The organism is Roseiarcus sp., assembly GCF_052145395.1.
Taxonomy (GTDB): Bacteria; Pseudomonadota; Alphaproteobacteria; order Rhizobiales; family Beijerinckiaceae; genus Roseiarcus.
Map to the genome: position 1 here is coordinate 1 of NZ_JBKQOT010000768.1, position 14,040 is coordinate 14,040.

Genomic DNA, 14,040 nt, shown 5'->3' on the forward strand with positions numbered 1-14,040 from the left:
CCTTGAAAAAGGCGAAGCGATTTCGCATCCCTGGGTCAACAAGGCCCTCGAAAAGGCGCAGCAGAAAGTCGAAGCGCGCAATTTCGACATCCGCAAGAACATCCTCAAGTTCGACAACGTGATGAACGACCAGCGCAAGGTGATCTTCGAGAATCGGCGCAAGATGATGGCGGCGGAATCGCTCGAGCCGACGATCGAGGAAATGCGCACGGGCGTCATCGACGATCTGGTCGCCAAGCACATCCCGCACGACGCCTATCCGGAGGCCTGGGACATCGCCGGACTGAAGCAGGAAGTTCTCGAGAAGCTCAACCTCGATCTTCCGGTCGACGCCTGGGCGAAGGAGGAAGGCATCGCCGACGAGGAGGTCGCCGCCCGCCTGCACAAGGCGGCGGAGGAGGACTACGCCGAGCGCGTCAAGCGCAACACGCCAGAGGCGATGCGGTACATCGAGAAGCAGGTGATCCTGCAGGCGCTCGATCACCTGTGGCGCGACCATCTGGTGACGCTCGACCATCTGCGCCAGGTGATCGGCTGGCGCGGTATGGCGCAGCGAGACCCCCTCAACGAGTACAAGTCCGAGGCGTTCGAGCTCTTCCAGCAGCTCATCGAGCAATGGCACGACGCGGTGATCACGCAGATGTCGCGCATCGAGGTCCGCTTCCAGGCGCCCGAGCCGTCGCCCCCGCCGATGCAATTCCAGCACGCCGACCCGAACTCGGGCGAAAACGAATATCCGCTCGGTGGACTCTCCACGGACGTTCAGCTTGCGCCGGATTCGAGCGTTGCGCTCGCCGAGCGCGATCCGCGCAATCCCGCCACATGGGGACGGGTCGGGCGGAACGAGCCGTGCCCGTGCGGTTCCGGCAAGAAATTCAAGCATTGCCACGGACAGGTTGCTTGATCGAGAGAAGCGGCGTCAGCGCGGCGATGAGCCGCGCCGAGGCGCTCGCCTGGCTCGCCGAGACCTTCGACCGCGCCGGGCTCGAGGAGCCGGGGCGCGAAGCGCGGCTGGCGCTCTGCGAGGCCGGTGGACTTCGGGCGTCCGCCTTGATCGCGTCGCCGGAAGCCGCGCTCGGAGAACCCGCCGCGTCGCGTTTGGCCGATCTCGCGGCGCGGCGAGCGGCCGGCGAGCCGCTGTCGAAGATTGCCGGGCGACGCGAGTTTTGGGGCCTGACGCTGATCGTGTCGCCCGATGTGCTCGACCCGCGCCCCGAGACGGAGACGCTGATCGAGACGGCGCTCAAGCTTATTGGGGCGCGTCGCCGCGCCCGGCTGCGCATTCTCGATCTCGGCGTCGGGTCGGGCGCTATTCTGTGCGCGCTGCTGACCGAATGCCCCGCGGCGCTCGGCCTCGGCGTCGACGCATCGCCCGCCGCGGTCGCGATCGCCAGCCGCAACGTCGAGGCCTGCGGACTCGCGGCCCGAGCAGAAATCCGTCTCGGCTCCTGGACGCAGGGCGTCGAAGGCCCCTTCGACCTGATCGTGTCGAACCCGCCCTATATCCGCAGCGCCGACATCGAAGCCCTTCAGCGAGAGGTGCGCGACTTCGACCCGCGCTTGGCGCTCGACGGCGGCGCCGACGGGCTCGACGCCTATCGGGCGATCCTGCCGGCGTCGGTCGGGCTGCTCGCGCCGGGCGGCCGGCTGATCGTCGAGGTGGGCGCAGGGCAGGGCGGCGACGTACTCGGCCTAGCGGCGAGACTGGGCTTCGTCCACGGGGAAACCCGGCGCGACCTGGCCGGGATCGAGCGGGTCGTGATCGGCGAGCGGCCGGCGTGACGCGTGTCGGGCGAGCTCTTGCGGCCGCCGTCCTTCCCGCGCTCGCCGGAAGTCCCGCGGTGGCCGCTTCCGACGGGACGAATCGCGACTGGCGCCAGGAAAAGTGCTTCCGCTACGCACGTGACTGGGACGAAGCCTTGCGCCGCTACGGGCGGGACGGAATCAGCGCCGGCTTTCTCGACGGCAACGCGGCCTTCATCCGCTCGCGCTGCGTCGCCCCCGGCAAGATCTGTCCGGCGACAGCGAAGGATCGCACGCTCGTCGACGTTCTCGCGATCCGCGTCGTCAACGAGGGCATGTCGACGACCTTCCTGCCCTTTGACTGTAAGGATCGAGGCGCAGCCCCTTGATCGCGTCCGTGCGCGCGGTCAGAGTCGACTGAGCCATTCGAAGGGCGGCCGCTTATGACTGAGGACGTGGACGAACAACCCAGGGGCGAGCTGACGGTGCGCCTCGTCGCCATGCCGAGCGACACCAACGCAAACGGCGACATCTTCGGCGGCTGGGTCCTGAGCCAGATGGACCAAGCAGGCGGCATCGCCGCGGTCGAGACGGCGCAAGGCCGCGTGGCCACGGTCGCGATCGACGCGATGCATTTCATTCGCCCGGTCAAGGTCGGAGACGTGCTCTGCGTGTACACCGCCGTCGACCACATTGGACGCACGTCGTTGAAAGTGCATATCGAGGCCTGGGCGCGGCGCTTCCGCACGCATCGACGGGAGAAGGTGACCGACGCCACCTTCACCTTCGTCGCCATCGACGATAACGGGAGACCGAGACCGGTCGTCCGGGAGCAGGCGAAGGCGCAAGGTTGACAGGCGAGGCCCGATCAGTCGTCGAGCTTGCGGGCTTCTTCGGGCAGCATGATCGGCACGCCGTCGCGGATCGGATAGGCGAGCTTGGCTGCGCGCGAGATCAACTCCTGGCGCGCGGAGTTATAGATGAGCGTATCGCGCGTGAGGGGGCAGACGAGCAACTCGAGTAGTTTCGGGTCCGTCCGCCCGCTGTTTTCCGGCTCGGCCGGCGTCCGGTCTTCGTCCTCCGTGGCCATCGATTCCGTTCCCGGCCGCCCTCATGAACGCAGTGACTATCGCCTGACCATGGCGGTCCGGCAACCGCCGACGCGTCATCCTCGCCCCGCGTCAGAAATGCAGGGCGGCCGCCTGCCGCACGCCCTGGAGCTTGCCGACATCCGCCAGCACCGCCTGAGGAACTTCGCCATCGACGGCCACCAGGGCAATCGCCGAGCCGCCCGGCTCGTCACGGCCGAGGGCGAACGTCGCGATATTGACTCCCGCGTCGCCGAGCACGCTGGCGAACCGGCCGACGAAGCCCGGCTTGTCCTCGTTGGTGACATAGATCATCGACGGGGTGAACGCCGCATCGACCTTGATGCCCTTGATCGACAGGATGCGCGGCTTGCCGTCGTGGAACACCGTGCCGCCGATCGAGCGGGTCTGTTCCGTGGTCGTGACAGATAGCGTGATGAAGCTCTCGTAGTCGCCCTGGGCGGCACGGGTCATCTCCTCGACAACGATGCCGCGCTGGGCTGCGACCGCCGGCGCCGAGACGACGTTGACGTCCTGAAGCGATGGACGCAGGAGGCCCGCGATCGCGGCGGATGTCAGCGCCTTGATCTTCAGGTCGGCGACAGCGCCTTCATAGACGATCGTCACCTTTTCGATCGGCGCGGTTGTCAGCTGGCCGGCGAAGGACCCGAGGCCCTCGGCGAGAGCGATGAACGGCTTCAGCTTCGGCGCTTCCTCGGCGGTGATCGACGGGAAATTGACCGCATTGGTGATCGCGCCGCGGATCAGGTAGTCCGACATCTGCTCGGCGACCTGCAGGGCGACGTTCTCCTGGGCTTCGCTTGTCGATGCGCCGAGGTGCGGCGTGGCGATGAAGTTCGGGTGGCCGAACAGCGGGTTCTCCTTGGCCGGCTCCTCGACGAACACGTCGAACGCCGCCCCGGCGACATGGCCGCTGTCAAGCGCCGCCCGAAGCGCCGCCTCGTCGACCAGGCCGCCGCGGGCGCAGTTGATGATGCGTACGCCCTTCTTGGTCTTCGCGAGGTTCTCGGCCGACAAGATGTTCTTCGTCTGGGCGGTCAACGGCGTGTGAAGGGTGATGAAGTCGGCGCGGGCGAGCAGGTCGTCGAGCTCGACCTTCTCGACGCCGATCTCAGCCGCGCGCTCAGGGCTGAGGAACGGATCGTAGGCGACCACTCGCATCTTCAGGCCCAGCCCGCGCGACGCCGCAATCGAGCCGATATTGCCGCAGCCGATCACGCCGAGCGTCTTGCCGGTGAGCTCGACGCCCATGAAGCGGTTCTTCTCCCACTTGCCCGCTTGGGTAGAGACGTCGGCGGCCGGAAGCTGCCGGGCGAGCGCGAACATGAGCGCGATCGCGTGCTCGGCTGTGGTGATCGAATTGCCAAACGGCGTGTTCATCACGATCACGCCGCGGGCGGTGGCGGCCGGGATGTCGACGTTGTCGACGCCGATGCCGGCGCGGCCGACGACCTTCAGTCTGGTCGCGTTTTCGAGGAGCTTGGCGGTCACCTTGGTCGCGGAGCGGATTGCGAGGCCGTCGTACTCGCCGATGATCTTGGCGAGTTCGTCCTTGTCGAGGCCGGGCTTGACGTCGACCTCGACGCCGCGCTCCTTGAAGATGGCGACGGCGGCGGGGGAAAGCTTGTCGGAGATGAGTACGCGAGGAGCCATGGGGAAGACCTCGGAAAGGCGGCCGTCACGGCCGCATATGAATGACAAAGGATAAGACGCGCCCGTCCTACCGCTCAGGCGGAGGGGCGCGGAAGGGTCACGCCGCCTTGGCGAGCTTCGCCCTTTCCAGCGCGAAGGCGTAGTCGAGCCAGCCGGTCAGCGCCTTGATGTCGGCGGTTTCGACCGTCGCGCCGCACCAGATGCGCAGGCCCGCCGGCGCGTCTCGGTACGAGCCGATGTCGTAGGCGACCTTCTCCTTCTCGAGAATGCTGGCGAGCGCCTTGGCGAACGCCGCTTGGGCGTCGGCCGGAAGCGCGGCGATGGCCGGGTCCACGACTTTAAGGCAGACGCTGGTGTTCGAGCGGGTCGCCGGGACGCTGGCGAGAAAGTCGATCCACGGTGTCCGCTCGACCCACTTGGCGACCGCGGCGGCGTTGGCGTCGGCGCGGGCGAACAAAGCCTTCGCGCCGCCGAGCGCCTTCGCCCACTGCAGCGCGTCGATATAGTCCTCGACGCACAGCATCGACGGCGTGTTGATCGTCTCGCCCTCAAAAAAGCCTTCGGTGAGCTTGCCGCCCTTGGCGAGGCGGAAGAGCTTCGGCAGCGGCCAAGGGGGCGTGTAGGTGGTCAGCCGCTCGGCCGCGCGCGGGCTCAGAATGATCATGCCGTGCGCCGCTTCGCCGCCCAAAACCTTCTGCCAGGAGAAGGTGACGACGTCGAGTTTGTGCCAGTCGAGATCCTGCGCGAAGGCCGCAGACGTCGCGTCGCAGATCGTCAGGCCCTTGCGGTCAGCCGGGATCCAGTCGGCGTTTGGCACGCGGACTCCAGAGGCTGTGCCGTTCCAGGTGAACACGACGTCATTGTCGAAGTTGACCTCGGCCAGGTTCGGCAGCACGCCGTAACTGGCTTTGAGCGTGCGAGCGTCCTTGATCTTGAGCTGCTTGACGACGTCGGTGACCCATCCGTCGCCGAAGCTCTCCCAGGCCAGCACGTCGACGCCGCGCGCCCCGAGCAGCGTCCAGAGCGCCATCTCCACCGCCCCGGTGTCGGAGCCGGGCGTGATGCCGATGCGATAGTCGGCCGGAAGGCCCAACACCTCGCGGGTCAAATCGATCGCGAGCTTGAGCTTGGCCTTGCCGATCTTCGCGCGATGCGACCGGCCAAGGGCGGCGTCTTTAAGGGCTTCGGGAGTCCAGCCGGGGCGCTTGGCGCAGGGGCCAGAAGAAAAGCAGGCGTTTGTAGGCCTGACGGCGGGCGTCTCAATCGTCATGTTGTGCCATCCTTTCAGATGGGCGCCTCTCGTTGGGGAGAGGTGTCCCGCGGCGGGCAATAGCCGATCGAACCCCGGTTGGCAATCGATCTTTCGAACATCGATCTTTCGAACGGCGACGGTCAGCCCCTACGGCGGCCGCCGCCGCGGGGGAGCTTGCCGCCGCCATCGCCGTCCTGCGGAGAAGGCGGTTGGGGCGCCCTTGAAATTGCGGCGGAGTCGCCGTGTTGGTAACGGACGCCGGTAAAAAACAGGATGACCGCCTCGGCGTCCCGCGCCGCCGCGCGTCTGGTCTCATCTTGCGGCCGAAAGGCAATCACCTCGCCCATAGCCCACCTCGCTCATTCATCCGCGCGATGTCGTCGATCCGCGCGATATCGTCGCATCTCGCCCAGAGACGGTTAACACTCCATCAACAAGGTTACGCTAACCCGAGGGAATGCCAGCGGATTTTTAAGGCTCGTCCGTGCGCGACCTGACGCTTTCCGACTTCCCTTTCGTCGCCTCCCTGGCCGACAGCGCCAATGCGAAGGACCGGCGGATATGGCTGCGGGTGGCGTGTGACTACTTCGTCTCCGCCGGCGCGACGCAGCCGGACGCGATCGAGCGCTTCGCCGACGCGGTGTCCGCGCGACTCGACAAGGCGGATCCCGCGGCGGCCCTTGAGGCGGCGCGAAAGCTTGCCCCTTGCCCATATACGCCCGTGCGGCTTCTCGCTAAATTCCAATCCGTCAGCCCCGAGGCCTGCGACATCGTGCTCGAGCACGGAGCCGCTTATGCGACCGCCGATCTTGTCGCGGCGATCGAGAGCGGGCGCCGGCAGGCGGCGGCCGTCGCAAGGCGACCCGACCTCGACGCGAAGCTCGTCGCCGCGCTTGCCGCGCGAGACGAGGCCGATGTGCTGGCGACGCTTGCCCGCAACCCGAGGGCGCGCCTCGACGGCGCGGTGTTCGCGGAGCTCCTGCAACGCGCGCGAAAGCTCGCGGAAGACGGCGGAGACCGGCGACTCGCCGATGCGCTGTTGCAGCGCCGCCCGCTGCGCCCGGAAACGGCCGCGCTGTTCCTGCTCGCCGGACCGCTCCAGCGCGTCGAGATCCTGCTCGCCGCACAACGCTCGCAACTCGGCCGTCCGCCGAGTCCCCCGGCGCCCGTCGCCTCCGAGATCGTCAGCGAACTGGAGCTGGCCGCCGTGGCGCGTCACCCGGAGCGATTCGTCGCCGTTCTCGCCAAGGCGCTGGACTGCGACGCAGCACTTGCCGAGAAAATCGTCGAGGACCCGTCCGGCGAGCCGCTCGCGGTCGCCCTCGCCGCCCTTGGCGCCCCGAACGACGTTCTGGTGCGCGTGCTGATCGCCAACGACCTGCAGGCCGGAGACAACTACCAGCGCATCCGAGCGCTTGCGCGCCTGAATAGCGCCCTCAACCGCAACGCCGCGATGATCGTGATGGCGGCGCTTCGCGGCGAGCCGCTCGTGCGCAGGCGTCCGGCCCAATCCGCCGAGGCGCCGCCGTCGCGCGACTCCGGTCTGCGTAGGGCCGCGCGGTCCGCGAGCCCGCCGCAACGCAAGGCCGCCGGCTGAAGCGCGACGGCGGCCGTTCAGCCGAGGAGGTTGAGCGCAGTCGGCGCGAAAAATCCGAGCGCCATCAGAATTGCGCCGATCCCGCCAAGGCCAACGCTCAACCAGATGAGGGCGCCGATGTCGGTGATGATCGCAGCCGAGGCGAGCACGATTGCGATCTGGGTGAGGCCGCTGCCGAGCTCGTAGCGCTCGAGGCGGTGATTCGCCAGCTCCCGCTCCTCGATGGCGCGCTGCGCCCGCTCCTGGATCGCGTCCATGCTGTCGTCCGGTTTCTTGGGGTCGTGCTCGAACCGTTCGACCGTGGTCTTGAACGCCTGGATCTGCTTGTCGAAGGCCTCCTGCGCCTTGGGGTCGGAGACGGCGGCTCTCTGGGCGTCGAGGAGGTCCGAGGCGGTCTCGACCACCGTCGAGCGGATTCTCTTCGCCTGGTAGAAGTTGAACAGATCGGAGGCCTCGATGTTGCTTTCCGTCGAGAGATGCTGGGCTCTTTTCGCGCCGGCTTCGGACAGCGCCAGCAACAAGGCCAGGATGGCGATGACGAGCGCCACCGTCCGGTCTTTTTCCCTGGCCTCGACCGCCGTCTCAGCGGGATCTTCGCTCATGACTTCCCCTCCCTTCGGATGCTCGGCTTCGTCGGCCGGTCGTTGCTCTCAGCGTCGTTGCGTGGCGGCGCCACCGCCACGAAGTCAGCGCTCGGGCGAGCGCCCTGCGCGCCGCCGCGGGCTGTCGACGGGATTGCTGGCGCCGCCATCCGCCGACGCGAGCGCGGCGACTCCCGCGCGTCCGCCGGACGTCTTGCCTTCCCCGCCCGATGATTCTTTCCCTCCCGACGACTTTTTTTCGGCGAACAGACGGCTGACCTCCCGCCCCAGACGTTCGATGGAATTGCGCAATTCAGCATCTGTCGCAACCGCGCGAGACGCGTCGCCGAAATGGGCGATCCGGTTCCGCAGCGCGTCGTTTTCGCGTTGCAGCGCCTCGCGCTCCGCCCGCGCGGTCCGCAGCGAACCTTCCATTGCCGCCTGGGCAGGGAGCGTCTCCGTGCGTAACGATGAGGCGTTGTCGCGTTCGCTGGCCTCGGCGGCGAGCGCGGCCAGTCGGGCTTCGAGCCCGGCCGCTTTCTCCGACGCCACAGCCATGGCCGCCTCCAGATCGGCCAGAGCCGCGAGCTGGCGTCCATTTTCGAGCAGCGTTTCCTCGCGCGCCCGTTCGCTGAGCCGGAGCCGCTCCTCCAGTTCGGCGATACGGGCGACGAGGCGGCGATGATCGCTGTTTGCTCTCGACAATCGTTCGGACTGCCCTTGGCTTACAGCCGTCGTCGCGTCAAGACGCGCTTCGAGCGAGGCCGCGCGGCCACGCTCGACTTCGAGATCGGCGGCCATCCTATCCCCTCGATCGCGCGCCGCTTTCGCTATCTGCGTCAGGTCTTCCACCCGACCTTCGAGATATTCGGCGCGAGCGGCGACGACGGCGGTCCTGGCGCGGACGCGACTGGCTTCGGCGTTCAGTTCGGCCGCCCGCGCTTCCGCCGCGTCCCGCGCAGCGAACGCACGATCGCGTTGCCCAAGAGTGTCGTTCAGCGCGATCTGGGCGGCTCCGACCGTCGCCCGGAGATCGCGCTCGCGCGAAGCCAACGTCTCGACTTTCGCGCGCTGGTCGTAGAGCTGGTCGGCGAGATCAACAACATCGCTTGTCAGCCGGATGATTTCGGCCGACTGCCGACCGACGGCCACGCGCAGTCCGACCGAAGTCTCCTCAGCGAACGAAAGCCTGCGCTCGAGCCGGGCTCGCTCGACGGCGTGCTGCGCTCGCAAGGCGTCGGCTTCGGCAATCGCCTGTCTCTCGGTCGCCGGGGCTCTCAGGCGCGCCCGCGCTGCGGCCAGCCGCATCGCCCGGCGCGAAAGCAACGGCGCGGCGGCGACGGCGGCGAGCGCCGCAGCCAAGAACCCGATTGCAAAAAAGAGCGCCTGCTCGATCAAGATCGCCCGGTCCCAACGCCACGCGCCCTCAGGTATCTTCGCACAAGGGCATGCGGCTGGAAAGGCGACCGACCCGCCTTCTCGAAGATGCAGCCCGTCAGAACGGGTTCCAGGTCGCGCGCTCGGTGAATTTCAGGTAGCCGAGGTTGACGCCGATTCGGGCCCCGACGCCCGTCCGGATCGGCACCACGACGACGCCCGCCGCGTCGAGCGCGGTGAAGCCGAAGCCGCCGACGAAGTAGGCCGCGCCGTCTACGCCGCCAAACCGCTGATATATCGCGCCCATCGCTGGCAGGTTGTAGACAAGCATCATGGTCCGATCGCCGTCGGCGCCCCAGTCGAATCCCACGGAGGGTCCTTGCCAATATACGGGCTGATCGCCCGCATTGCGCGTGTACATCTTGCCCTCGCCGTAGCGAAGGCCTCCGACGAAGGCGCCGGACGCCTCCTGGCCAAGGATGTATGCGTTCGGCAGACCCCAACGGCGCGCCGCCTCCTGGACTGCCTCGGCGAGACCGCGCGACAGGCCGCCGAAAAACTTATGCCCGCTGTCGACGATCTCGTCGACCGAGAAGGTCGTAGGCGGCGTGTCGGCCCGAGCCGTCGCGCAAAGCGCAACGGGGCCTGCGGCAACCAAAGCCAGAGCCTCACGACGCGTCAACTTCGACATTTTCGCGTTCCTTCGTCGCGTCCCCGTACCCGTACCCGCCGGTTGTTATCGCTTGCGGCGAATCTCCGCCGTCCGCATGGACCCATTGTCCGCTGCGGATGTTGACCGATGGTTAACGTTACTGGAACCGGGCAGCGGCTGCGGGATCGCCCCAGGCCACGAATGACCCGTTGCGCAGGTCCGCGCCAATCTTTCCGTAAGCGAGCGGCGCGCCGGACGAGTCGAGAACGACTCCGCCTGCGGCGCGCAGCACGGCGTCGCCCGCGGCGGTATCCCACTCCATCGTCGGCCCGAATCGCGGATAGACATCCGCAAGTCCCTCGGCGACAAGGCAGAACTTCAGCGACGACCCTGCCGCGCGCCGATCGGCGACGGGCAGACGGGCGAGAAAGGCCTCTGTCGCCGCGTCGGCGTGCGACCGGCTCGCCAGAACGACCAGGCTCTCGGGCGCGGCGCGCGCGCGGATCGGCCGCCACGCGGGCGGCGCGGGCAGCGCCGCACCAACGGGGAGGTCGCAAACGAACGCATGGTCGCCGCCGAACCAAAGCCGGGCGAGGACCGGAGCGTAGACTGCGCCGGCGATCGGCCGGCCGGCCTGGATCAGCGCCACATTGATGGTGAACTCGCCATTGCGCGTGATGAATTCCTTCGTCCCGTCGAGCGGATCGACGAGCACGAATCGGCGGCCGATCGAAATCCGGCGACCGGCGGCCGTCATCTCCTCGGCGACCACCGGTATCCCGGGCAGAACCTCAGCGAGATGGCGGCAGATGATCGCCTCGGCGCGCTCGTCCGCCAAAGTGACCGGACTGCCGTCGGCCTTCGCCGACACGCCCGCGGCGCCGGCGTAAACCTCCATGACCGCCGGCCCGGCGGCGATCGCGAACTCCGCAAGCAGGGCGGCGACGGCGTCCGGCGCGGCCCGATCCAGATCAAACGGTCGTCCCTCAGGGTGAAGCGGTTGCAAGGCTGGCCCTTTGTCGTCAAGCATCCCCGGCGGACGGACCCGCGCATTTTGCCGCCGGCGACGGTTGGCCGCCGGAGGGTATCGCAGCGGGCCCGCGAATCGGTTATGCCAACCCCATGTTTATCGCGTGCGCCTGACGGCTGGCGCCTGTCGCCGACGCGAAGGGCTTTGACCATAGGATCAGCCGCTTGACAATCGCCCCGCTCGATCTCGCCGCCCTGCTGTGCTCGCGGGTGTGCCACGACGTCATCAGTCCGGTCGGCGCCATCATCAACGGCCTGGAGGTGCTCGATGGCGAAGAAGACGATGAGATGCGGACCGTCGCGATGGAACTGATCAGGAAGAGCGCCGCTTCCGCTTCGGCGCGGCTCCAGTTCTGCCGGCTGGCGTTCGGCGCCGCCGGCTCGCTGACGGCCGCCATCGACACCGGCGACGCCGAGAGCGCCGCGCGCGGCGTCATCGCCAACGATCGCACGACGCTGCGCTGGGATGCGCCGCGACATCTCGCGCCAAAGAATGCGGTCAAGCTGCTCTTGAACCTCTGTCTGATCGCAGCCGCCGCGACGCCGCGCGGCGGGGTCGTCGCGGTCGACATGGCCGGCGAGGACGATTCCCTAACCATCCGCGTCAGCGCCTCGGGAAAGAATGTCCGTCTGTCGCACGCCGCGATGAGCGTTCTCGACGGCTCGGAGCCTGAGACGATCGACGGCCATTCCATACAGCCATATTACGCGATGCTGCTGGCCAAAGACTGCGGTTTGACTATCCAAGCCGCCTCGACGGCTGATTCGCTGACGCTGACGGCGACGCGCGCAACTTCCGGCCCTGACTTGGCGGGCCCGTTTTCGCCGAAAGCGGCCCCCGGAGGCTGATCGAGGCGGCGCGCCTCGCGCGCCGGCGGCGGCAGTCGGATCCGCGCGTTCTCGCTGGACGCTTCAGCCGAAAAGGCTACTCGTTGACCGGCGAATCGTCGCTCATCGGATTGGGCGTCTCGGCCGGCGGGTCCTGGTCCGATTGCGCTGCGTTGAAGCCGTAGGGCGATCGCAGCCGGCGCCGCCGGCCGCGCGGCGGAAATCGGGCTTCCCCGGCCGGCGCTTCGCCGAACGTGGGCGCCGCCTCGGAGGTCTCGATCTCCGGAGGGGCGGCCTCGGGGATCGACGGCTGCGGCGCATCGGCTTCGGCCACGGATGGTCTCGCGGGTCCGGTGATGAACGACGGCAATACGCCGGCTCCGACTGGCTCGGGCGGCGCTCCTTCGCGCGGCGGCTGTTGCGGTCCGATTTCCCGATACGGTCGGAATTCGCGCGGACGGCCGTCGCGATTTGGCCGATTGTCGCGATACCCTTCCCCTCGTTCGACGAATGGACGATCCTGTCGCGGGCCGCGGTCCTGGAAGCGATTGCCCTGGCGGTCCTGGCGCGGCTGGAACCCGCCCCGGTCGTTCTGGCCCTGCCGGTCCCCCTCGAACGGCGGCCGCTCGACGAATGGCTGCGGCGCATTCGGCGCGCCGGGCTGGCCCTGAAAAGCGCCCTGCGGCGGCTGGAACGGCGGACCCGCTCGCTCCGAAGGCGACGCGAACCGGTCGGACAGCGTGCTGAAGTCGTCGTCATCCTCGAGATCGTCGACGTCCGACTCGCCAATCGGGCGGGGCTGTCCACTCTGCGCCATCGCCTGGGCGGCCTGCGCCGCGGCGATGATGCGGAAATAATGTTCCGCGTGCTGCAGATAGTTTTCCGCGGCGACCGGATCTCCGCCCGTATGCGCGTCGCGCGCTAGCTGGAGGTATTTCTCGGCCACGTGCTGCGCGTTTCCGCGAATCTTGACGTCCGGACCGTTCGATTCGTACGAACGCGTCAGAGGATTGGGTCCTCTACGGCCGTTCGTCGGCCTGCCGCGCATCCTCTTGTTCTGACCTGGTCTCATTGCCTTTTCCAGTTGTCGTCGACTTGCGCCGTCATCGGCGCCAAAAGCGCCGGCGCGAATACGCATCCGATCGGTCTGTCAATCGCGAATCGCCGTCGAGTTCGTCGGCCCGACGGCGAAGCGCCGCCCCTCGCCCGGCCCCGCGTATCACGACGTCCGCCGCGCTGATCGCCGGTCCGGGCCCACTTCGGCTTTGCCAACTCCCCGCCGTCTACGGCGTCATCCAATCAGCGCTGCTTCAGGGTATCGACAAAGACCGGCGCCGAATTTCGCGCACAGTCTTTAAAGTTTTGGCTCAGCTCTATGGCGTTCGTCGAAGCGAGCGATTTCGTCCCGCGAGCGGCGCCCCTCTGCCCCACGTCTTACGCCGCTCGACCGAGCCGACTTACGGCGAATCTTGGCGACAAGATAGCTGCTTTTCCTCCGGCCGCCAAGGCCCGAATCCGCGACGGACGGTTAAAAGCGTCCGAGGCCGACCAAAGGACAGTCAGTTCGACGCCTGCCCAGTCGGCGCCTGCCCGGTGGGCGCCGCCGGCTTCGTAGCCGACGCCGCTGTCGGAGCGGAAGGCGCGCGATAGCCCGTCGGCGGGTCAGTCAGCCATTTCCGGTCCGGCTCGGGACCGAGCGGTGTGCTCTTGCCGATTCCGACCCAGCCCAACGGATTGAGATTTCCGAGCACCGACGTGGACTCCGCCTTCCCGCCAGTCGTCTGCTCGGTCGCGCCGCCGTCCGGCTGGTCCGAGGCCCGGACGGTCACCGGCGCGTTGGGGAAGGGCTTGTTGTACCGGAGACGCGCGTCGCCGACGCCGGCGATCTGCTTCTTCGCCTCCTCCTTGGCGACCTTTTTGCGTTGAACTTCCTGATTCACCGGCCACGCGCCGCCTGTCGTGACGGCCGCCTCGCCGGGCTGCGGGAGGTCCATCGACTTCGGAACGACGATCTTGCCATGCTCGTAATAGTCGATCGGGTCTTTTTCCTCATGGCCCAGTCCGACCAGCGGGCTGAAGATCGAATAGACGCCTTCCCATAAAGGGGCGGCGCCGTCATCGCCGGCGCGGGCCGCGCCCGAACCGAAGCACACAACCGCCGCCGCCATGGCGATCACCGTTCCACGAATTCCGAAAGGCATTCCGTCTTCTCTCATGAG

Annotated in this window: 15 protein-coding genes; 6 read left to right on the forward strand and 9 right to left on the reverse strand. The window is 67.7% G+C overall.

What is annotated here, in order from left to right; all coding sequences use genetic code 11:
- From ACLP25_RS26325 to ACLP25_RS26340, 4 genes are all read left to right on the forward strand, one after another.
- Window positions 1–904 (forward strand): SEC-C metal-binding domain-containing protein (locus ACLP25_RS26325; RefSeq protein ID WP_442472065.1); only part of this gene is annotated, 904 nt, incomplete at its 5' end.
- Complete coding sequence (prmC, locus tag ACLP25_RS26330; RefSeq protein WP_442472066.1) at window positions 901–1,782, forward strand: peptide chain release factor N(5)-glutamine methyltransferase; 882 nt, start codon at window positions 901–903, stop codon at window positions 1,780–1,782. The genes ACLP25_RS26325 and prmC, both read left to right, overlap by 4 nt.
- A gap of 59 nt (window positions 1,783–1,841) precedes the next feature.
- Window positions 1,842–2,132 (forward strand): hypothetical protein, encoded by a 291-nt coding sequence (locus ACLP25_RS26335; RefSeq protein WP_442472067.1) that lies wholly within the window; start codon window positions 1,842–1,844, stop codon window positions 2,130–2,132.
- A gap of 54 nt (window positions 2,133–2,186) precedes the next feature.
- Window positions 2,187–2,597: an acyl-CoA thioesterase gene (locus ACLP25_RS26340; RefSeq protein WP_442472068.1), complete on the forward strand. Its 411-nt coding sequence runs from the start codon at window positions 2,187–2,189 to the stop codon at window positions 2,595–2,597.
- A 14-nt stretch (window positions 2,598–2,611) separates the two neighbouring features.
- On the opposite strand, the gene ACLP25_RS26345 is transcribed toward ACLP25_RS26340, so the two are convergent.
- The 3 genes from ACLP25_RS26345 to ACLP25_RS26355 all read right to left on the reverse strand — a co-directional run bounded on the left by ACLP25_RS26345 (window position 2,612) and on the right by ACLP25_RS26355 (window position 5,775).
- A complete protein-coding gene (locus ACLP25_RS26345) occupies window positions 2,612–2,833 on the reverse strand; it encodes a Trm112 family protein (protein ID WP_442472069.1) in 222 nt (73 codons plus the stop codon).
- A 91-nt stretch (window positions 2,834–2,924) separates the two neighbouring features.
- Entirely contained in the window at window positions 2,925–4,505 is a 1,581-nt protein-coding gene (serA, locus tag ACLP25_RS26350; protein ID WP_442472070.1) for a phosphoglycerate dehydrogenase, read from the reverse strand.
- 97 nt (window positions 4,506–4,602) lie between these two features.
- On the reverse strand, window positions 4,603–5,775 hold the full coding sequence (locus ACLP25_RS26355) for a phosphoserine transaminase (protein ID WP_442472071.1): 1,173 nt from the start codon (window positions 5,773–5,775) through the stop codon (window positions 4,603–4,605).
- A gap of 466 nt (window positions 5,776–6,241) precedes the next feature.
- Here ACLP25_RS26355 and ACLP25_RS26360 point away from each other — a divergent pair, with 466 nt between their 5' ends.
- Complete coding sequence (locus tag ACLP25_RS26360; RefSeq protein WP_442472072.1) at window positions 6,242–7,354, forward strand: DUF2336 domain-containing protein; 1,113 nt, start codon at window positions 6,242–6,244, stop codon at window positions 7,352–7,354.
- A 17-nt stretch (window positions 7,355–7,371) separates the two neighbouring features.
- Here ACLP25_RS26360 and ACLP25_RS26365 read toward each other — a convergent pair whose 3' ends face one another.
- The 4 genes from ACLP25_RS26365 to cysQ all read right to left on the reverse strand — a co-directional run bounded on the left by ACLP25_RS26365 (window position 7,372) and on the right by cysQ (window position 10,970).
- Window positions 7,372–7,956, reverse strand: coding sequence for a DUF4337 domain-containing protein (locus ACLP25_RS26365; protein ID WP_442472073.1), 585 nt, complete (start codon window positions 7,954–7,956; stop codon window positions 7,372–7,374).
- An 84-nt stretch (window positions 7,957–8,040) separates the two neighbouring features.
- A complete protein-coding gene (locus tag ACLP25_RS26370; RefSeq protein ID WP_442472074.1) occupies window positions 8,041–9,333 on the reverse strand; it encodes a hypothetical protein in 1,293 nt (430 codons plus the stop codon).
- A 97-nt stretch (window positions 9,334–9,430) separates the two neighbouring features.
- Window positions 9,431–10,003 carry a DUF1134 domain-containing protein gene (locus tag ACLP25_RS26375; RefSeq protein WP_442472075.1) on the reverse strand — a complete coding sequence of 191 codons (573 nt, stop codon included), beginning with the start codon at window positions 10,001–10,003 and terminating at the stop codon, window positions 9,431–9,433.
- Window positions 10,004–10,121: 118 nt separating this feature from the next.
- Window positions 10,122–10,970, reverse strand: a complete 849-nt coding sequence (gene cysQ, locus ACLP25_RS26380; protein WP_442472076.1) for a 3'(2'),5'-bisphosphate nucleotidase CysQ — start codon at window positions 10,968–10,970, stop codon at window positions 10,122–10,124.
- Window positions 10,971–11,149: 179 nt separating this feature from the next.
- Between cysQ and chpT the strand changes: the two genes are divergently transcribed.
- The gene (gene chpT, locus ACLP25_RS26385; RefSeq protein WP_442472090.1) at window positions 11,150–11,842 is read left to right on the forward strand and encodes a histidine phosphotransferase ChpT; all 693 of its coding nucleotides are present in this window, start codon (window positions 11,150–11,152) and stop codon (window positions 11,840–11,842) included.
- A 76-nt stretch (window positions 11,843–11,918) separates the two neighbouring features.
- Here the strand turns inward: chpT and ACLP25_RS26390 are convergent, their stop codons facing one another.
- Together ACLP25_RS26390 and ACLP25_RS26395 are read right to left on the reverse strand one after the other, a co-directional pair.
- On the reverse strand, window positions 11,919–12,893 hold the full coding sequence (locus tag ACLP25_RS26390; RefSeq protein WP_442472077.1) for a DUF4167 domain-containing protein: 975 nt from the start codon (window positions 12,891–12,893) through the stop codon (window positions 11,919–11,921).
- A gap of 487 nt (window positions 12,894–13,380) precedes the next feature.
- Window positions 13,381–14,022, reverse strand: a complete 642-nt coding sequence (locus ACLP25_RS26395) for a hypothetical protein (protein ID WP_442472078.1) — start codon at window positions 14,020–14,022, stop codon at window positions 13,381–13,383.
- Window positions 14,023–14,040 lie beyond the last annotated feature (18 nt).